Source organism: Streptomyces sp. NPDC107559, from assembly GCF_055657365.1.
This window is the reverse complement of record NZ_JBVKBD010000004.1, coordinates 469,107-488,417: the sequence shown is the minus strand read 5'-3', so window position 1 is coordinate 488,417 and position 19,311 is coordinate 469,107. Positions and strand designations below refer to the sequence as shown.

Genomic DNA, 19,311 nt, shown 5'->3' with positions numbered 1-19,311 from the left:
CACACAGACGCGGGGACCCCGGAAGGGCCAACCGACCCCGTTCCGTACCCCGACAGGACCGAATTCCTTGTGAAGAACTTCACGAAGGTTTCCGGCGAGGACTCGCGGAGGGGCCCGACAGGACCCCTCCGCCGCGCTCAAACGCACTTCCTGCCTGCTCAGCAGAGTGCGAGCCGGGCCCCGCGAACGGCTCCGTGAGCGGCTAGGCGATCGACCAGGCGATGCCGTCGAGGATGTCGTGCTCGCTCACCACGACCTCCTCGGCCCCGATCCGCTCCATGATCGAGAGCAGCACGAGGGCGCCCGCCCCGATCACGTCGACCCGGCCCGGGTGCATCGAGGGGATCGCCGCGCGCTCGGCGTGCGCGGAGCGCAGCAGCCGGTCGGTGATCTCGCGGACCCGGTCGTGGGAGACCCGGGAGTGATGGATGGCCGCCGAGTCGTAGGCGGGCAGGTCCTGCGCGATCGCCGACACGGTGGTGACGGAACCGGCGAGACCGACCAGGGTGTGCGCCCGGCGCAGCGGGACCGTCCGCTCGGCGAGGTCTAGGGCCGCCTCGATGTCGGCGCGCATCGCCGCGATCTGACCGGCCGTCGGCGGGTCGGTGATCTCCCCGTCCACGACCAGATGCCGTTCGGTCATCCGTACGCAGCCGACGTCGACCGAGCGCGCGGCGTCCACCTGCTCGCCGCCGACGACGAACTCGGTCGAGCCGCCGCCGATGTCCACCACCAGATAGGGCCGGGCCAGGTCCTCACGGCCCATCAGCTCCTTGGTGGCGCCGGTGAAGGAGAACGCGGCCTCCTGGTCGCCGGAGATGACCTCGGGCTCGACGCCGAGGATGTCCAGCACCCCGCGCACGAACTCGTCCCGGTTCTCGGCGTCCCGGGAGGCGGAGGTGGCGACGAAGCGCAGCCGCTCGGCACCGAACTCCTTGATGACGTCCGCGTATTCACGGCAGGCGGCGAAGGTGCGCGCCAGCGCCTCGGGGGCGAGCCGGCCGGTGCGGTCCACACCCTGGCCGAGCCGGACGATGGTCATCCGGCGGTCCAGGTCGACGAGTTCGCCCGTCTCGGGGTCGGCGTCGGCCACCAGCAGCCGGATGGAGTTCGTGCCGCAGTCGATCGCGGCCACCCGGGTCACTGGTCGCCCTCCGCGGACTTCCCGCACTCCCCGGCCGGGACGACACAGGCGCCCTTGCGCCACCACTCCGGCAGCATCGCGAGCGCCTCGTCGCCGAGCGGGTTCACGCCCGGACCGGCCGCCAGCGAGTGCGCGACCAGGACATGCAGGCACTTCACCCGGTCCGGCATGCCGCCGGCGCTCGGGAAGCCCGTCAGCTCCTCGATCTCGTCGCGCCGGCGGATGTAGTCCTCGTGCGCGCCGCGGTAGGCGGCGGCCAGTTCGGGGTCGGTCGCGAGCCGGTCGGTCATCTCCTTCATCACGCCGTTCGCCTCCAGCGTGCCGATCGCGGAGTTCGCCTTCGGGCACGTCAGGTAGTACAGCGTCGGGAAGGGCGTGCCGTCGGGCAGCCGGGGGGCCGTCTCCACGACGTCCGGCTGGCCGCAGGGGCACCGGTGCGCGATGGCGCGCAGCCCGCGCGGCGGCCGCCCGAGCTGCTGCTTGAAGGCCTCGACGTCCGCGTCGGTGGGCTCGGTGCGAGGAGTGGTCGGCGGGGGCGTTTCCATCTGTCCTGAGCTTGTCTTTCTGCTATCCGTCATCGGTCGGAGGCGTCGGACTTGTCGACTCCGTCCCAGACGTTCGAGTACCAGGGGCGGCGCGCCGCCCCGCGGGCGGCCCGCGACTGCTTGACCGCGTCCGGGTCGATCACCACGTAACCGGTCTCGCCGGGCATCACGTAGTGCAGCCGCTGCCGGATCTGCTGCTCGGCGTACGCGTCGTCCTGCCAGCGTGCCTTGAGGTCGCGCAGTTCCTCCACGCGCTCCCTGGCCTGCTGCTTCTGCCGCTCCATGTCGGCGATCTCGGCGCGCTGCGAGACGTACTGCCTTATGGGGTAGGCGAGGGCCACGACCAGCGAGCACAGCACGAGGGCGAGCAGCGCGGCCCGGCCGGTGAGCCGGGAGCGGCGGGCCTGGCGTCTGGTCTGGGAGCGGTAGACGCGGGCCGCGGTCTGCTCGCCGAGCGCCCGCAGCCTGGTCGCGGTGGAGAAACGGTCCCGGTCCTTCACGGCCATCTGGCTCTTCGCCTCCCCTTCGCACCCGTTGTCACCCGCGCCGTCACACGCGTACGTCCCCGGACACGGTACGGGACCGGGTACGGGGACGTACGTACGACTGGCTCAGGCTTGACCCTGTACGGCTCAGCCCTTGAAGCGCGGGAAGGCGCTGCGGCCGGCGTACACCGCGGCGTCGTCGAGGATCTCCTCGATGCGCAGCAGCTGGTTGTACTTGGCGACGCGGTCCGAGCGGGCCGGGGCGCCGGTCTTGATCTGGCCGCAGTTCACGGCGACCGCGAGGTCGGCGATGGTGACGTCCTCGGTCTCGCCGGAGCGGTGGGACATCATGCACTTGAAGCCGTTGCGCTGGGCGAGCTCGACGGCGTCCAGGGTCTCGGTCAGCGAACCGATCTGGTTGACCTTGACGAGCAGGGCGTTGGCGGAGCCCTCCTCGATGCCGCGGGCCAGGCGCTCCGGGTTGGTGACGAAGAGGTCGTCGCCGACGATCTGGACCTTGTCGCCCAGCTGGTCGGTGATGATCTTCCAGCCGGCCCAGTCGTCCTCGAACAGCGGGTCCTCGATGGAGACCAGCGGGTACGCCGCCACGAGCTCGGCGTAGTACTCGGTCATCTCGGCGGCGGTGCGCTCCTTGCCCTCGAAGGTGTAGACGCCGTCCTTGTAGAACTCGGAGGCGGCGACGTCGAGGGCGAGGGCGATCTGCTCGCCGGGGGTGTAACCGGCCTCCTTGATGGCCTCGACGATGAGGTCGAGGGCGGCGCGGTTGGACTCCAGGTTCGGGGCGAAGCCGCCCTCGTCGCCGAGACCGGTGGACAGGCCCTTGGTCTTCAGCACCTTCTTGAGGGTGTGGTAGACCTCGGCGCCCCAGCGCAGCGCCTCGGAGAAGGTCTCCGCGCCGATCGGGGCGATCATGAACTCCTGGATGTCCACGTTGGAGTCGGCGTGCGAGCCGCCGTTCAGGATGTTCATCATCGGAACGGGCAGCAGGTGCGCGTTCGGGCCGCCCAGGTAACGGAAGAGCGGGAGGTCGGACGCCTCGGAGGCGGCGTGCGCGACGGCGAGGGAGACGCCGAGGATGGCGTTCGCGCCGAGCGAGCCCTTGTTGTCGGTGGCGTCCAGGTCGAACATCGCCTGGTCGATCAGGCGCTGCTCGGTGGCGTCGTAGCCGACGAGCTCCGGACCGATCTGCTCGATGACGGCGAGGACGGCCTTCTCGACACCCTTGCCCTGGTAACGGTTGGGGTCACCGTCACGGAGCTCGATGGCCTCGAAGGCACCGGTGGAGGCGCCGGACGGGACGGCGGCACGACCCGTGCTGCCGTCGTCGAGGCCGACCTCGACCTCGACCGTGGGGTTGCCTCGGGAGTCCAGGATTTCCCGGGCTACGACGACGTCGATGGACGGCACGAGCATCTCCTTCTGGGATGTGACGCAAGCTACGCCGGGCCGGAGAGCCCGGTGGTGATGCGCAGGCCTGTGGTGGCCGCGCGGGACTGAGCCTAACCGTCCCGGGGCGATCAACCGGTCGTTGACCGCGTCATGGACGGAACCGAGAGTAAATTGTTTCCGAACGGAACAAAGCCGGTTCGACAAAAAACCCCGTCCCGGTGCGTACGGGGGAAGAACGCACCGGGACGGGGAGCCCGTGGGGACGGGGGGCGGCCCTCACGTGGCCTCCACAATGAAGGACACGGCTGGGAGGCCGCCGTGGTTCAGCTACGAGCGCGCTGTCACTTCAGGTGCAGCTGCTGGCCCGGGTAGATGACGTCGGCGTTGGCGACGACACCCTTGTTCAGCTTGAACAGCGCCTGCCAGCCACCCTTGACCTGGTGCTTCTGGGCGATGCTGCTGAGCGTGTCACCCTTGACGACCTTGTACTCGCCGTCACCCTTGGCGACCTTCTGGCCGGCCGGGGTGGTGACGGTCTGCGCGACGGCCGGGCGCTCGGCGGAGCGGGAGGCGGTCTGCGTCTCGGTCGAGCGGGTGGCGGTGCTCGGCGCGGGGGCGGCAGCGGCGTAGGGGGTGCGGGACAGACCCTTGCCGCAGACCGGCCAGGCACCCTTGCCCTGGGAGGCGAGGACCTTCTCGGCGATGGTGATCTGCTGGGCCTTGGTGGCCAGGTTGGCCTGCGAGGCGTACTGCTTGCCGCCGTACGCAGCCCAGGTGGAGGCGGAGAACTGGACACCGCCGTAGTAGCCGTTGCCGGTGTTGATGGCCCAGTTGCCGCCGGACTCGCACTGGGCGACGGTGTCCCACTCGGCGGCGGTGGCGGCGGAGGCGTTGCCGGCCGCGAACAGCGGGGCGGCGATGGCGACACCGGCGACACCGGCGAGCGCGGCGATGCGGGTGGCCTTGGACGGGCGGCGGTGCGTGCCCTTACCGGAAAACAGCATGGTGGATCCCCTCACCGACGCCTGCGAGGTGAGCTGTCGGGTTCGGGCCGGTTGAGTTGCCCGGCCACGCCCCTCACGGGACGCGGCTTCACCCCGAGCCGGCACCAGCTTCAACCGCTGGGCCCGGCGCTTACCTTGGGTCCCCCGCTCCTGCCGACGGCGCTTGACGCGACGAATGTTCCCGGGCAGCCGCTGGCAGGATTCGGCGTTGCGGCGGCCGGTGCCCGCTGTGGCGAGCGGTCTCGACCGTAGGCAGGCGATCCGGTTATTTCCAAAGACGATCAGGGCTTCTGAGACTCATCCCACAGTTTCACCAAAACGGACATTTAGCGGTGAAACGGGACGTCAACTCTCGCCGCTTTACGCCCGTTTAGACAGGTGCCTCCCCGGCCTGACCGGGGAAGACACGGTCCCGGCCGGCACCACTCGCCTCCTGCTCACCATGCGGAGCAGGCGCCGTCCGTCGCGGGAATGCGGAGGGCCGGTCCGGGGGTGGCGGACCACCCCGGCGAGCGGGTCAGGAACCGTAGGCGGTCGAGGCGTGCCGGCCGATGAAGGACAGGTCGGCGTCGACGGAGGACGTGTCCTCGTCGGCGCTGGCGCCACGGTGGCGGCCGGTGCCGGTCAGGTCACCCGTGTCGACCAGGCCCGAAGCGCCGATGGCCTGCCGGGAGTTGGCGGAATTGTCCACCTCTGCATCGCCTGCGGAGGAATCGTCGCCTTGAGCGCCACTCGTGGCGGTATCCGCACTATTGTCCGTCTTGTCCGTCGCGCTCGCGGAGGGCGCGGCGGTGGAGGCCGTGCCGGAAGGCAGGGCGGAGGGGTCGGCGGACGCGGTACCGGCGGCGGGCGTCGAGGACGGGTCGGTGGAGGCTCCGGCGGAGGAGTCGGGCAGACCGAGCACGTCCGACACCGAGGTCGAACCGCTCGCGTCGGACGCGTCGCTCGCCGAGTCGCCCGCCACACCCGTGTCGACGACGGACGTCGCGGAGTCCTGGGCGAGCCCCGAGGTCAGCCCGCACGTGGACCAGGCACCGGCGCCCTGGGCGGCGAGGATCTTCTCGGCGACGGCTATCTGCTGGGACCGGCTGGCCAGATCGGCCCTGGCGGCGTAGTCGAGACCGCCGTACTGCTCCCAGTCCGCCTGGGTCAGATGCAGGCCACCGAAGTGCCCGTCACCGCTCTCGGCGCTCCAGGAGCCGCCGGTCTCGCACTGCGCGACCTGGTCCCAGGTGCTGCCCTCGGCCGCGCTCGCGCCGCCCGCGCCCAGAAGCGGGATGGCGATGGCGGAACCTGCCACTCCTGCCGCGACGAGCAGTGCCGGAGCCTGGCGGGGACGACGGTGACGACCGTTTCCGGAGAGCATGCGGAAACCTTTCGTGCGACAGCAGTGACCGACACGGCGTGAGGCTGCGCCGTGTTGATGATTGAACGTATCGGCACACGATCACTTGTCACAAGTTCATGCCACGGAGATCACGCGAAGATCACAATGTTGACGGTACGTCACCCGGGTCCGGAACCCTCACGACTGCCGCCAATCGGTCAGACCGCCGTGAACTCCACAGGCAGGGCACGCAGTCCGCGCATGATGAGTCCACCACGCCATCTCAAGTCCGCCGGTTCCGCGGCGAGTTGCAGGTCGGGGAGCCGGGTGAGCAGCGTGGTGAGCGCGGTGCGTCCCTCCAGCCGGGCCAGCGGCGCACCCAGGCAATAGTGGATTCCATGGCCGTAACCGAGGTGCTGGTTGTCACTGCGAGTGAGGTCGAGCACATCGGGATCGGTGAACCGCTCCGGGTCCCGGTCCGCGGCCGCCAGGACGACGAGGACGGGGTCCCCGGGGGCGATGTCCTGGCCGCCGATGGTCAGCGGCCCGGTCGCGAACCGCCAGGTCGCCAGCTCCACCGGCCCGTCGTAACGCAGGAGTTCCTCGATGCCGGTCTCCATCAGTGCGGATTCGCCCGCGGCCAGGGACGACTGGAGGCGCTCACGCTGAGCGGGATGGGTCAGCAGCGCGTACATACCGTTGCCGATGAGGTTGACCGTGGTCTCGAACCCCGCGAACAAAAGGATGAACGCCATGGCGGCGGCCTCGTTCTCGGTGAGGTGCTCGCCGTGGTCGGAGGCGCGGATGAGACCGGAGATGAGGTCCTCGCCCGGAGCGGCGGTCTCGGGCAGCGCCTCCCGCTTGCGGTGGATGAGCTCGGCGAGATAGCCGCGCATCTTCTTCACCGACCGCGCGACCCCGCCCCGCGGCCCGCCGCCGTGCCGGATCATCATGCCCGCCCAGTCCCGGAAGTCGTCCTGGTCCTCGCGGGGTACGCCGAGCAGGTCGCAGATGGCGTAGATGGGCAGCGGGAAGGCGAACTCGTGGATGAGGTCGGCGGAGCCCCGGCCGGCGAAGCCGTCGATCAGCCGGTCGGTCAGCTCCTGCACGCGCGGCGCGAACTCCGCGACCCGGCGCGGGGTGAACGCCGTGCTGACCAGCCGCCGGAGCCTGGTGTGGTCCGGCGGGTCGATGTTGAGCAGATGGGTCATCAGCTCGGCCTTGCGCTCACCGGGGATGCCGGTCTTGCCCTTGGCGTGCGCGGGCTCGTCGTGATGCGCGGGGTTCTTGCTCAGCCGCTGGTCGGCGAGGGCCTGCCGGGCGTCCGCGTACCGGGTGACCAGCCAGGCCTCGACCCCGCTGGGCAGCCGGGTGCGGTGCACGGGGGCGTGCTCGCGCAGCCAGGCGTAGGCCGGGTACGGATCGGCGGCGAACTCCCAGGTGAAGAGGTCGGGGGCGGGGCTGTCGGGCACGGGTACGGGGTCGCCGGGGGCGGGCTGGTTGGTCACGCCTCGACGTTAGCTGGCTTTCATCGTTCGGCTTGCGGGGGTGGAAGCGGGGCCGTGGGCGGCGGTACGCCGTCAGTGGTCCCGCTCCCAGCCGGTGTCGGCAGCCCATGTCGGCAGGTCGTACGAAAGCTGCGCCCGAGCAGTGTCCTTGAGGCGGCCTGCCGTCAGCTCGCGCAGCCGGCGCTTCGCCTCCTCGTGGCCGCTCTCGGCCGCCGTCCGCAGCCAGTGCTCGGCCAGGACCAGGTGGGCCCGGCCGAGCAGGTGGGTCACGTGTGCCTGCGGGGCGTCCGCGACCGCCGCCCGCAGATACGGCAGGGCCTGCTCGGCCTGCCCCTGCCCGAGGAGCAGTTCCCCCACCCGTGCCGCCAGGTCCGTACGCCCGGCGTCGGCCGCCTTGCGGAACCACTCCAGCGCGGTGGCCTCGTCCTCCACGTCCGCACCCAGCTCGCCCAGGAGGTGCATGGCCTCGGTGTCCCCCGCTTCGGCTCTCGGGGCGAAGACGGCGTGGGCGGTCCTGCGGACGTTGTGGTGCACGTCGGCGTCGTGGCGCGTCCCCTCCAGCGCGCAACGCCAGACGGCCGCGCGCACCGGCACCGGCGTCCGCCGCGCCCGCGCGACCAGCGATCCGTACGGCCGCCACGCCGCCGCCTCACCCTCCTCCGCGCCCGGCCCCGGTACGGGGACCAGCAGCCCCGCCACTCCGTGCCGCGGTGCGGCCGCCCAGGCCGTCGCCTCCCGGAAGGACTCCCCGCCCGGCCGCCTTCCGCCGTAGCACGAGGCCGCCTCCGTCAGCAGGAGGTCCGGTATGCCTCCGGTGACTCCGCAGCGCGCGAGGTCGACGGCCGCCCGGACCAGCAGATGCCCGTACGGATGACGGCTGTTGGACCACCCGGAGCTGTGCCACAGGTCTTCGAGCTCGGGGCCGAGCGCGAGGAACTGGGTGACGCCCTCGTCGGACCACTCCCACGCGTCGGCGAGCCGGTCGTCGTCGCGGTGCCCGGCCAGCCGGGCGAGTTCGTGCTCGCTCCACCGGGAACCCACGCGCGCCACCCGCGCCCGGGCCAGCAGCTTGGACGCGGGGCCGTCGCCGAAGCGGTGTTCCTCGTAGACCTCGTCGCGCAGGGTGGCCACCACGGGGACGCGCAGTGCGGAGAGCCGGCCCAGCAGTCCCAGGTTCAGGCCGTGTTCGCCGAGGTGGTCCTCCAGCTGGTCGAGCCACAGGACATGGCGGCCGGCCCGGCCGTGCAGCGCCTCCGGCAGGCCGCGCAGATCCGTACCGGGTGCGGGCGCGAAGACCCGGGCGGTGGGCCCGGCGGCCCGGGCCCCGGCGTACCAGGCCGTCCGTGACTTGCCGGACAGCGGGCCGCCGGTGACGACCAGGAGGTCGTCCCGCTCGTGCCAGCCGCGCAGCCCGGCGTCGATGTCCCGTTCCACATAGGCCGGAAGACGCGCGAGGTCCGCGCCGCCCGGCCGCCGCGTGGGCCGTACGCCCAGGGTGACCGGGTCGACCTCGTCCGGCGTCGGCCAGCGGCCGGGGTCGGGGAGCGCGGCGCCGGGGTGGTTGACGTAGGTGTGCTGGCTCCCCACGACCGGTCCGTGGAAGGAGCCCTGCCGGAAGTCGACGTGGTCCCCCGCGACGCCCGGCTCCCCGGGTGCCCCGGGCTTCTCGGGTGCTCCGGGCTTCTCGGCGGGAGGCGGGACGGCCTTGTCGCGCTTGAGGATGCGTCCGGTGACGACCGCCGCCCGGTCGGCGGTACGGCGGGCCTCAGCGGGTGCGGAGAACCGGCCGATCAGGGCCGCGAGCCCGCCCGCCGCCTCGTGGTCGGCCGAGTTCGTCAGCACATCGAGAAAAACGCCCGTCCACCGCGTAAGGGAGTACGACAGCCTGCTCGCCGGCCCCCGCAGCAGATCGGATTGATCGGCCCACCCCACCCGCTCGAACCATGTCGCGAACGCCTCGCGCACCAGTGCCGCCTCGCCCGACCGGTGCAACCCGGCGACCAGCGCCTGCGCCCCTCTGGCCGCCAGGTCCTCCAACTCCCGTTCCACCCAAGCCCCCTGGCCCCTCGACCGTCCCTGGGTCAACCGTACTGACCCCGGTGGCCGTCATCGCACGGCTCGGCCGAAGGTCAGTCCTCCGCGGCCCGGATCGCGTCCCGGTACGCCCGCGCCGCCGCTCTCAGCGCCGCCTCCGGGTCGACGCCGCCCGACTCGGCCCGTACCGCCAGGGCCAGCAGTTCGTAGCCGATGCCTTCGCCCTGCGGGACCGGGACGTCCAGGCCGGCCGTGCGGGCGCGGGAGGCCAGCTTGGCGGCGAGGGCCAGGCCGGGCTGGTGCACGGGGATGCCCTCGGTGACGGAGGTGCGCCGCTTCTCCTCGGCCTTGGTCCGCAGCCAGTGCTCCTTGACCTCCTCGGGGGTGGTGGCGGTCTCGTCGCCGAAGACGTGCGGGTGGCGGTGGATGAGCTTGGTGACGATGCCCGCGGCCACGTCGTCGACGGAGAAGGGGGCCTCGGGGTCCTCCTCGGCGATACGGGCGTGGAAGACGACCTGGAGGAGCACGTCGCCGAGCTCCTCGCGCAGCTCGTCCCGGTCGCCGTCCTCGATCGCCTCGACGAGCTCGTACGCCTCCTCGATGCCGTACTTGGCCAGGCCCTTGTGGGTCTGCCGGGACGACCACGGACACGCGACGCGGATGCGGTCCATGACCTGGACGAGGTCGAGGAGGCGGGCGCCGGGGAGGTCGTAGGAAGCGGGGAGCAGCTCCAGTTCCGGCATCGCGACGCGGCCGGAGCCGGCCAGCCTGGCGAGGCCGTCCGTCAGCGCCGGTTCGCCCTCGGCGGTGGCCACGACCACCACCGTGTGACCGCCCGTGCAGAGGTCGACCAGGTCCTCCGCGGCCGGGGACGCCTCGTCGACGGTTATCCCCGCCTCGCGCAGATACGGCAGCTGCGGGTGGGCCGCGTCCGCGCACAGCACGCGGTCGGCCGTGCGCAGCGCCTGCCAGGCGGGCCAGGACAGCAGGCCCGGGGCGACCCGGTGGCTGGTGGTGAGCAGGACGACGCGGCCGGTGGCGGCTTCGGGGCTGGCTGTGTTCACCCCTCGAACGTAACGCACGGCACCGACAGCCCCGGGAGCCGTCCCCTGGCGGTGCGGCCCCGCCGCGTACCCGTCAGGCCGTCTGCTGCGAACCCGCGGCCGCGACCTCCCGTACCCACGGGGTCTTCGCGTCGACGCGGCTGACCTTCTGGGCGTCCCAGTCGCCGTAGCGCGGGTTGAGGTCGACGTGCAGTTCCTTGGACGCCGCGGACAGAGCCTTCCAGAAGGCCGGCTGGCTGGTCTCGGTGCCGAGGTGGGCGGCGAGCTTCTGCGCCTGGAGCTGGAGGCGGAGGTTGTCGTCGAGGCGCTGCGACGGGACGTCGTACTGCTGGAGCCAGGCCGCCTCCAGCCCCGCGGCGCCACCCGCCTGCTGCTCCAGGCCCGCGCGCATCCGCTGGATCTCGTTGCGGGTGACGGTGACGCCCGCGTCCTGGGCGGCCCGCTGGAGGACCCGGTCCAGGACCATGCCGTGCAGGGTGTCGCGGGTGAGGCTGCCGGTGGTGGCGACGACGCGCGCGTACTGCGCCTCGTCCGGCGCCGCCGCGCGCTGTGCGTCGCGCACCTCCTGCACCCTGCTCTCCAGCTGTGACACGGTGATCCGCTGGTCGCCGACGACGGCCGCGGCGCCGGGATGCGCGTCGTTTCCGCAGGCGGCGAGGAGCGGGGCCGCGGCGACGAGCGCGGCGGACAGGACGAGCGCGGTGCGACGGCGGCGGTGCAAGGAAACCTCCCGAGGAGATTGTGCGACGGTGCACAAAGTCTTGCGGTGATCGATGGTAGGCAGTGGCCAGGCTCTGGCCAACCCATTCGACCAACGATTCACCGGGACTTCGGGCACCGCCTCGCCGCCGCCGCACCCCCGCCGTGTGAACAGTCGTGCGAACGGCTGCGCGGGCGGATGTCCGGGCAGCCGTGCCGACGGCCGGGCGGACGCTCAGCCGGTGATGGCCACCGGGCCGTCCCAGGCGTCCCGGTCCACGGTGATCGTGACGCCGCCGATGGTCTCCTTGCTGTTGACCATGTACTGGTGGCCCCGGCTGTGGTTCGTCCACTGGCTCGCGGCGAACGGCCAGTCGCTGGTGGTGGTGTTCGTCTTGTCCCACAGGGCGTACCACATGTTGCCCGGCAGGTCCGTCTTGTCGGTGGCGTTCGCGATCGCCTTCGCGCTGGAGCTGGTGAAGCCGTAGTAGCCGGAGCGGTACGTCTTGGCGCGCAGGGCCTTGTCGAAGGCGCGTACGTACGTCAGGACGGCGTCGTTGCACGCCTTGTTCGTGATGTCGTACGACTCCATGTCGAGGTAGACCGGGCTGCCGGCCTTCATCCCGAGGGCGGAGGCCTTGGCGACCGCGTCGGCGGCGTCGCTCGCGCCGAGCGAGGCGGCGGTGGCGGCGCTGATCTTCTCGGGGCTGGACCCGGTCTGGCAGGGCGGCTGGGCGCCCACGTAGAGCGGGATGAGCTTCCAGCCGAGGGTGCTGACCGACTTCACCCAGGACGCCGTGAGGTTGGCCTGGGCGCAGCCGCGGTTCTTGCCTCCGATGTACACGGCGGCGGCACCGTAGAAGCCGGTGTGCCAGGCCTTCATCGCGGACAGGGAGGGCGCGGCGCAGGTGTCGAAGGCGCGGCCGGTGAAGGTCTTCTGCGCGGGCCAGGTGGTGGCGGCCATCGAGGTCTGCGCGGCGATACCGGCCCCGGCGACGACGGCGACCCCTGCCACCCCCCACGTGACGTACCTGCGCTTGCGGGACAGCCGATGGCTGGACATGTGTGACCCCACCCCTGGTTGTGCCGGCGGTGCCGGCGAGTTGTGCGACGACCGCGCACGCGGCGCGGCGCGAAAGCGCGTGTAGCGCGAAACGGATCGCAACTTAACCGGTGCGCATCCTTGTTCGGGAAAGCGCGCCCCTAGGCACTCACAATATTCCTTCAGGGCACAGCAAAATCTGTCGGCCCGAGCTATCCGCGCACCTGCCCCAGCCACTGCAACGTCCGCCGGATCTCCGCCGCGAGCGGATGTCCGGGGCCGCGCTGTCGCTCCACGTCGAGCAGCAGCCGGGCCAGCGTGTCGTGGGCGGCGGCGCGGTCGCCGAGCGCCAGCAGCAGGTGCCCGATGCGGCGGCGGACGTCGAAGGCCGACTCCGGGTCCCCGGCGACGTACTGGTTCTCGTAGTACGGCAGCAGGGCGCGGTACTCGGCGAGCGCCGCCGCCGGTTCGCCCAGTTGCTCCAGGCACTGCGCGGACTCGTGGCGGTAGCGCAGGGACTGGGGGTCGGCCTGGCCGGCCTCGGCGGCGCGCTCGTCCGCGAGGCGGCGCAGTTCGGGCAGCGCGCGCCGGTACTGGCCGTCGTCCATGAGCGTGGCCGCGTACTGCTTGCGCAGGGTGCGCACGACCGGGGAGTGCTCGCCGTGCTGCTGGGCGGCGGCGGGCAGGATCGCACCGAGGATGTCGACGGCCTGGGTGATGCGGCCCTCGCCGAGGAGTCGCTTGACCTCGTCGACGGCACCGGCGACATCGGGCTTCTCGGCGACCGGCGCGACGGGCGCGGGCTGCGGGGCGGGGGTGCGGGCCCGGTCCGGCCAGGGAGCGTGCGGGCGCAGGAACGGGCGCGTGGGGTCGAGCGGCGCCCCGGTGGGCATCCCGCGCGCGGGCAGCAGCAGCGCCAGGTGCTCGTACACCTCCTGTGCGGAGGCGGGGCGGTGCTGCGGGTCCTTCGCGAGCAGGCGCAGGACCAGGCTCTCCAGCGCCTCCGGCACCTCCGGGCGCAACCTGCGCACCGGCAGCGGCGGCTCGTACAGGTGCCGGTGCAGCACCCCGAGTGCCGTCGAGCCCGCGAACGGCACCTGACCGCTGAGGAGTTCGTGCATCAGCACACCGAGCGCGTACAGGTCGGTGTACGGGCCGACCGCACCGCCCATCGCCTGCTCGGGCGCCATGTACGCGGGCGAGCCGATGGGTGAACCGGTGTGCGTGAGACGGGTGGTGTCGGTGTCCATGACGGAGGCGACACCGAGGTCGAGGACGGTGACCGTGCCGTCCTGCTTCACCATCACATTGCGCGGCTTGAGGTCGCGGTGGATGATCGGCACCGCGTGGACGGCGCTCAGCACCGCGCACAGCTGCGCGGCGACCGCGACCGTCCACTGCCACGGGTACGGGTCGTGCTCGGCGAGGTGGTCGGAGAGGTCGGCCCCGTCGACGTACTGCATGACGAGGAACAGCTCCTCGCCCTCGCTGCCCGCGTCGTGCACGGTGACCAGGCCGGGATGGTCGACCTGGGCGGTCACCCGGCACTCGCGCACGAAGCGGCGGCGCAGTTCGTCCGCCTCCTGGCCCGCGACCTTGTCGGGGCGCAGCAGCTTCACCGCGACCCGTCGGTCCAGCCGCCGGTCGTAGGCCGTCCAGACCTGGCCCATGCCGCCCTGCCCGATGAGCGTGGCCAGTTCGTACCGGTCGGCGACGACGCGGCCTGTCGTCGCGGTCACCGGCCGCCCTCGGGCCGGCCGTCCCGCGGGTCCTCGTGCTTGCGCAGATAGTCGCTGAGCTCGTCGAGCTCGGCGCGCACCTGGTCGATGCGGGCGGGCGCAGGTCGCTGCGGCGGCGGGGTCTGCGACAGCGGCGGCTGCGGCACGGGCGTCTGGGGCACGGGTGTCTGGGGCATGGACGTCTGGGGCATGGACGTCTGGGGCATGGACGGATTCGGTATGTACGCCTGGGCCACGGGGGGCCCTGGCGGGACGGGCGTGCTCGCGTACGGCGAGACGGGCGGCGCCGGATGCGGGTAGCCGTACGGCACCTGGACGGTCTGCGCGTGCGGCGGCGCATAGCCCCCGAAGCGGCGCGCGGCCTGACCCATCCGGATGTCGGTCACCAGGTAGTAGGCGGCGCTGCCGGCGCCGAGGATCAGCACCACGGCCAGCGCGACATCGCTCCTGACGTCGGTCTCCGGCACGCTGCCGACGACCGCCAGGGCGCCGATGGACAGCGGCAGGGACACCCAGGCCGCCGTCCAGTCGAACCACCGCCCGCGCAGGATCGCCACCCGGAACAGCGGGACACAGGCGAGCAGACCGCACGACAGGATCCCGGCTGCCGCGAGCAGCACGCGCACGATGACGACGGTACCCGCGCTGCGGGTGGGCGGCGGCGCGCCGTGGCCGTACATGACTGCTCCCGGGCCTGGTTCGATATCGGAGTTCGAGCGTATAGGCCGACGCGGACAACCGGTCCCGGGTTGTGCCGAACCGTTGTCATGCTGATCACTTCGTAAGACTTCGCAGGCCCTCGGGGCTCAGCCCGGGGCCACCGTGCCGTCCGTCAGCCCGTCGTACATACCGCGTACGAGCTCGTCCCCCAGCCGGCCCGCGTACCGCAGTGCCCGCTCGAACTCGTCGAGCGCGCGGAACCTGGCGCCGTAGCGCCGCTGTTCGTCCAGCGGGAGCCGGGGCAGCTGCAGCCGGCGCACGTCGAGCCGGGTGGCGGTGGACGCGTAGCTGCTGGCCTGGCGGTTGTTGGCGGTACCCCGCAGGAACCCGGCGAGGAACCAGGGATCGAGCGCCGTGGGATCGGGGCGCAGCAGCACGAGGTTGCGCCCCAGCGCGGCGCCCGCCGTCTCGCCGTCGACCACCCTGGCCACCGAGCCGCCGCCGAGCACCGGCACGACCACGTCGCCCGCCTCCGTCAGGACGGCCTCCTCCTCGCTCTCGGGCAGCGTCCCCGAGGGGCCGGTCCCGGCGAGGACGTCGTGGTCGGTGAGGACGGGCGTGCGTGCGGGACCGCCGGTTCCGCCCGTGCGCAGCACCAGGGCGCCCCCGCGGGCGAGTTCACCGACGGTGGTGAGCGGCCAGCGGGCGGGCGGTGCGGTCACGGCGGGCGGCGGGGTGAGACCGGTGGTCAGCCGCAGCGTCTCGCCGAGGCGCTCGCGCACGGCCGTGAGCTGCTCACCGCCGTCGGCCGCCGTCGGGGGCGGCAGGTGGCGGGCCGGGGCGAGGTCGACGTCGTCGTCGAGGAGTTCGATGACGGGCACGGAGCGCGCCAGGCCGGGCCGTTCCGTGAGGGTGCCGTCCCGGTCGTGGGCGCGCCACGCGTCGAGCACGGCTTCCTTTACGGCCTGCCAGTCGGGCCCGCCGCGCCCCTCGCCGGCGAACTGCCCGGCGTCGGCGAGCAGCACCTCGGGCTGACCGGGCGCCTTCTCGGGCCGGCGCAGCACCCACAGGTGCAGCGCGATGTTGTGCGGGGGTGCCGCGCCGACCGGCAGGGCGACGACGGCCCGCAGCGCGCCCCGGCGCAGCAGGTCGGCGCGGATGCGGCGGCCGGAGCGGCGGGAGGCGGCGGCGGGCGGCATGAGCAGGACGGCGGTGCCGCCGTCCCGCAGCCGGGCGAGCGCGTGCTGCACCCAGGCCAGCTCGGACTCGGCGCGGGCCGGGAAGCCGTACTCCCAGCGGGGGTCGTAGGCGAGTTCGTCGTGGCCCCAGTTGCGTTCGTTGAACGGGGGGTGGCACAGGACCGTGTCGGCGCGCAGGTGCGGCCAGGCGTCCGCACGCAGGGTGTCTCCGACGGCTGCGCGCACGGTGGCCCGGCCGTGCAGGGCGAGCCGGAGCGCGGTGAGCGCGGCGAGTTCGGGTGCGCTGTCCTGGCCGTAGAGCTCCTGACCGGGGCGGGGGTCCAGGGCGCGCAGCAGGGCGCCGGTGCCGCAGGCCGGGTCCAGGACGGTGCGGGCGGGGCCCGCGAGGTCGGCCATGAGGCGGGCCAGCTCGGTGGGGGTGAGCGTGTACTGGCGCGGGTTGGCGTCCAGGTGCCGCCCGAACAGGAACTCGAAGGTCTGGCGGGCGCCCAGGTCGGCGGCGAGCTCGGCCACCCCGCGCAGGAGCGGGGCGGAGGGGAGGAGCTGAGGGCTGGTCGGGATGTGGACCGCGGGGGTGGTGGCAGTGGCAGGGGTGGCGGAGGTGGTCGGGGTGGGGGTGGGGTGAACCGCCGGGGTGACGGGGGCGGGCGGGACGGTCCACTCCCCCGGGACCGGTTCCGGAGTGTTCACAGCGGGCGGTCGGTTCACAGCCTCCGGAGTCGCCGCGCTCCCATGAGCGTGAACACCACGCCCGCTCGCGGCCGGGGGGCCGAACCGTGGGGTGATCACCTGCTCCAGCGCGGCCGGCAGCAGCGCGGCGAGGCGCTCGTCGGAGCCCGCGCCCACCTCCAGCCAGACCGTCGGCCGGTCATGGATGAGCAGCAGGACGCAGCCGGCGTGGACGAGCGCGGTGACGGGACCCTCGGGGTGTCCGGCCAGTTGCTGCCAGACCCGCTCCCGCAGCGGCACTTCGGCGAGTTTCCCCTGGTGGCGCAGCCAGGCCTCGACGTCCGCGAGCGCGAACGACGGGCTGGTCTCCGTGCCGCCGACGGGCTTGGGGAAGTCGGCGTGCCGACGGCGCCAGTTGCTCACGGCCGCACGGCCGACGCCGGCGAGCCGTGCGATCCCGGCGGCGGTCACCTCAGTCGCGTTGTCCTGCACCCGCGTCGCTCCCCTCGTCCCGCTCGCTCATGCGTGGCGTCGAGCATACCGACGCAGGCAAGATCTACCCATTCACGGCGTGTACGCAAGAGACTTTGTGAACCGTGTTGACTCGGTTCACAGGCTCTGGTCTTATTGACCCAGCGAACGAGCGGCCCCATCAAGGCGGCCGCCACGCCAGGGGAGGGGACAGCCATGGGGATGAAGGGCAAGGTCGCGCTGGGCGCCGTGGTGGGGATCGTCGTCATCGGTGTCGTCTCGGCGAACGCCGGCGACAACGGTGCCGGCGGCACGGGCAACACCGCCGACAAGGGCTCTTCGACGTCCGCGGCGCAGCAGCCCGACAGCAAGAAGGACAGCGGCGGCGGCAAGGCCGAGGCGTCCGGGAAGAAGAAGGCCGCGTTCGAGGGGGACGGCGAGTTCCGGGTCGGCTCGGACATCAAGCCCGGCACCTACCGCACCACCGGCAACGCCGACGGCATGTGCTACTGGGAGCGCGCCAAGGACGCCTCGGGCGAGATGGACTCGATCCTGGCCAACGACAACGTCACCGGCACCAGTTACGTCACCGTCAAGGCCACCGACAAGCTCTTCAAGTCCACCGGCTGCAAGGACTGGGAGGCCGTCGCCGACGGCCGGGCCAAGAGATCCTCCGCCACCGGCATGGACGGCGACGGCGGCATGTTCGCGGTCGGCCCGGACATCGCCCCCGGCACCTACCGGTCCACCGGCAACGCCGACGACTCCTGCTACTGGGAGCGCACCAAGGACGCCGACCACGGCCTCGACTCGATCGTCGCGAACAACAACGTCACCGGCACGGCCGTCGTCACGATCAGCGCCAAGGACGCCTACTTCAAGACGTCCGGCTGCGGGGACTGGAAGAAGTCCGGCTGACCGGACCGGTCGTGTCCGGGGCGCGGCGCCACCGTCCGGCGCCCGCCCCGGCGCCCGCCCCCCGCTTCACCGCGTCACCGCACCCCGCTTCACCTTCGCCTTCACCCCCACGTTCCCCCCGACTTCGTCTTCACCCGCACCTTCGTCTTCAGACCCACCTTCGTTTTCACCCCCACCTTCGTCTTCACCTTCATCGAGGAATCGCCATGCGTCGTACCGCACTTGCCGCCCTCTGTCTCGCCACCGCGGCCACCGCGGGCCTCACCGGCTGTCTGTCCGGCCAGGACAAGGCGGACGACAAGACGGGCACGTCCCACACCTCCGCCTCCGCCAAGCCGAAGGAGCCGTTCGCCGGTCTCACCGGCGGGGAGATCGCCGACCGGGCCCTGAAGGCCACCACCGGCGCCACCTCGCTCCGGATGAAGGGCGATATCGCCGACGACGAGAGCAAGGGCACGATCCGCATCGACATGGCCCTGAACCGGCAGGGCGAGTGCGCCGGCACCATGGGCATGGGCGGCCAGGGCAAGGCCGAACTGATCAAGACCGGCGACATCGTGTACATGAAGTACGACGAGGCGTTCCTGCGCGCCCAGAGCGAGGGCGAGTCGAAGTCGGACACCGACGCGGCCGTGGCCATGCTCGCCGACAAGTGGACCAAGATGGCCGCGAAGGGCCAGGACGCCAAGGACATCGCGGGCTTCTGCGACCTGGACTCGGTGCTCGGCGGCGCGGAGGACGGGAACTCGGACGCCACCCGCGGGCAGACGACCACGGTCGAGGGCACGCCCGCGATCGTGCTGCACGAGAAGGACGGCAAGGACCGGTACACGCTGTACGTCGCCACCGAGGGCAAGCCGTACCTGCTGCGGATCGACAGCACGACCGGCAAGGAGCCCGGCTCGCTCACCTTCAGCGACTACGACAAGCCGGTCCCGGCGCAGAAGCCCGCGGGCAACATCCTGGACCTGGACGCGCTCGGCTGACGGACCTCGGACTCCCGTACGCCCCGGCGGGGGGCCGGAGCATACGGGTGAGGGGGAACGGGGGCAGGGGGACGGGGGAGGACCCGGCCGGGGATCAGCGGGCGCGGAAACGCGCCGGCGCCTCGGTCGGGTTGCCTCCCGTGGGGAGCTTCTGGTCCGGGCAGCCGGAGAGGACCTTCTCCATCGCGGCCTTCTCCGCGGCGCTTCGTCGACGCACCGTTCCCGTCATGCTCAGTCGGTGTCCGTCGCGGCCGGCACCGCCAGCCGTCGGCGTTCCGAAGTGACCGCGGCGAGGCCGATGCCCCAAGCCACGCGACCAGACGGCCGTAGGCTCCGCGAACGCCGGAGTTGCAGGCCCCTCCCGTGGAAGCGGCGGCGAACAGCACGGTCCGGCTTCCCGTCAGCGC

17 protein-coding genes, 1 pseudogene and 1 riboswitch are annotated in these 19,311 nt (G+C 72.3%); of the genes and pseudogenes, 2 read left to right on the top strand and 16 right to left on the bottom strand.

The features are described 5' to 3' along the window. Positions 1 to 202: 202 nt before the first annotated feature. The 14 genes from ACZ7OY_RS16775 to ACZ7OY_RS16710 all read right to left on the bottom strand — a co-directional run bounded on the left by ACZ7OY_RS16775 (position 203) and on the right by ACZ7OY_RS16710 (position 17,021). On the bottom strand, positions 203 to 1,144 hold the full coding sequence (locus tag ACZ7OY_RS16775) for a Ppx/GppA phosphatase family protein (protein ID WP_471912054.1): 942 nt from the start codon (positions 1,142 to 1,144) through the stop codon (positions 203 to 205). Then, positions 1,141 to 1,689, bottom strand: a complete 549-nt coding sequence (locus tag ACZ7OY_RS16770; RefSeq protein WP_351608034.1) for a DUF501 domain-containing protein — start codon at positions 1,687 to 1,689, stop codon at positions 1,141 to 1,143. The genes ACZ7OY_RS16775 and ACZ7OY_RS16770 overlap by 4 nt, the downstream gene beginning before the upstream one ends. A 29-nt stretch (positions 1,690 to 1,718) precedes the next feature. Continuing rightward, positions 1,719 to 2,195: an FtsB family cell division protein gene (locus tag ACZ7OY_RS16765; protein ID WP_471912053.1), complete on the bottom strand. Its 477-nt coding sequence runs from the start codon at positions 2,193 to 2,195 to the stop codon at positions 1,719 to 1,721. A gap of 126 nt (positions 2,196 to 2,321) precedes the next feature. Further along, complete coding sequence (gene eno, locus ACZ7OY_RS16760; RefSeq protein ID WP_471912052.1) at positions 2,322 to 3,608, bottom strand: phosphopyruvate hydratase; 1,287 nt, start codon at positions 3,606 to 3,608, stop codon at positions 2,322 to 2,324. Positions 3,609 to 3,925: 317 nt separating this feature from the next. Further along, positions 3,926 to 4,588, bottom strand: a complete 663-nt coding sequence (locus ACZ7OY_RS16755) for a transglycosylase family protein (protein ID WP_471912051.1) — start codon at positions 4,586 to 4,588, stop codon at positions 3,926 to 3,928. Positions 4,589 to 4,591: 3 nt separating this feature from the next. After that, positions 4,592 to 4,760: riboswitch (cyclic di-AMP (ydaO/yuaA leader) on the bottom strand. 345 nt (positions 4,761 to 5,105) lie between these two features. Further along, entirely contained in the window at positions 5,106 to 5,954 is an 849-nt protein-coding gene (locus ACZ7OY_RS16750) for a transglycosylase family protein (RefSeq protein WP_471912050.1), read from the bottom strand. Positions 5,955 to 6,133: 179 nt separating this feature from the next. Next, positions 6,134 to 7,423 (bottom strand): cytochrome P450 family protein, encoded by a 1,290-nt coding sequence (locus ACZ7OY_RS16745; RefSeq protein ID WP_471912049.1) that lies wholly within the window; start codon positions 7,421 to 7,423, stop codon positions 6,134 to 6,136. Positions 7,424 to 7,495: 72 nt separating this feature from the next. Beyond that, positions 7,496 to 9,472 carry a sel1 repeat family protein gene (locus ACZ7OY_RS16740; protein WP_471912048.1) on the bottom strand — a complete coding sequence of 659 codons (1,977 nt, stop codon included), beginning with the start codon at positions 9,470 to 9,472 and terminating at the stop codon, positions 7,496 to 7,498. An 80-nt stretch (positions 9,473 to 9,552) separates the two neighbouring features. Then, a complete protein-coding gene (locus tag ACZ7OY_RS16735) occupies positions 9,553 to 10,521 on the bottom strand; it encodes a nucleoside triphosphate pyrophosphohydrolase (RefSeq protein ID WP_471912047.1) in 969 nt (322 codons plus the stop codon). 73 nt (positions 10,522 to 10,594) lie between these two features. Next, a complete protein-coding gene (locus ACZ7OY_RS16730) occupies positions 10,595 to 11,242 on the bottom strand; it encodes a SurA N-terminal domain-containing protein (protein WP_471912046.1) in 648 nt (215 codons plus the stop codon). A 213-nt stretch (positions 11,243 to 11,455) separates the two neighbouring features. Beyond that, positions 11,456 to 12,283 carry a glycoside hydrolase domain-containing protein gene (locus ACZ7OY_RS16725; RefSeq protein WP_471912045.1) on the bottom strand — a complete coding sequence of 276 codons (828 nt, stop codon included), beginning with the start codon at positions 12,281 to 12,283 and terminating at the stop codon, positions 11,456 to 11,458. Positions 12,284 to 12,474: 191 nt separating this feature from the next. Beyond that, a complete protein-coding gene (locus ACZ7OY_RS16720; protein WP_471912107.1) occupies positions 12,475 to 13,959 on the bottom strand; it encodes a protein kinase domain-containing protein in 1,485 nt (494 codons plus the stop codon). Between the two features lie 38 nt (positions 13,960 to 13,997). Beyond that, the gene (locus ACZ7OY_RS16715) at positions 13,998 to 14,681 is read right to left on the bottom strand and encodes a hypothetical protein (RefSeq protein WP_471912044.1); all 684 of its coding nucleotides are present in this window, start codon (positions 14,679 to 14,681) and stop codon (positions 13,998 to 14,000) included. A 126-nt stretch (positions 14,682 to 14,807) separates the two neighbouring features. Further along, positions 14,808 to 17,021, bottom strand: a complete 2,214-nt coding sequence (locus ACZ7OY_RS16710; protein ID WP_471912043.1) for an N-6 DNA methylase — start codon at positions 17,019 to 17,021, stop codon at positions 14,808 to 14,810. 195 nt (positions 17,022 to 17,216) lie between these two features. Between ACZ7OY_RS16710 and ACZ7OY_RS16705 the strand changes: the two genes are divergently transcribed. Both ACZ7OY_RS16705 and ACZ7OY_RS16700 read left to right on the top strand, forming a co-directional pair. After that, positions 17,217 to 17,918 carry a hypothetical protein gene (locus ACZ7OY_RS16705; protein ID WP_471912042.1) on the top strand — a complete coding sequence of 234 codons (702 nt, stop codon included), beginning with the start codon at positions 17,217 to 17,219 and terminating at the stop codon, positions 17,916 to 17,918. 206 nt (positions 17,919 to 18,124) lie between these two features. After that, positions 18,125 to 18,904: a hypothetical protein gene (locus ACZ7OY_RS16700; RefSeq protein ID WP_471912041.1), complete on the top strand. Its 780-nt coding sequence runs from the start codon at positions 18,125 to 18,127 to the stop codon at positions 18,902 to 18,904. Between the two features lie 94 nt (positions 18,905 to 18,998). Here ACZ7OY_RS16700 and ACZ7OY_RS16695 read toward each other — a convergent pair whose 3' ends face one another. Then, complete coding sequence (locus tag ACZ7OY_RS16695; RefSeq protein WP_471912110.1) at positions 18,999 to 19,121, bottom strand: hypothetical protein; 123 nt, start codon at positions 19,119 to 19,121, stop codon at positions 18,999 to 19,001. Between the two features lie 124 nt (positions 19,122 to 19,245). After that, positions 19,246 to 19,290, bottom strand: a pseudogene (locus tag ACZ7OY_RS16690) (hypothetical protein); the annotation flags it as partial. Between the last annotated feature and the right edge of the window lie 21 nt (positions 19,291 to 19,311).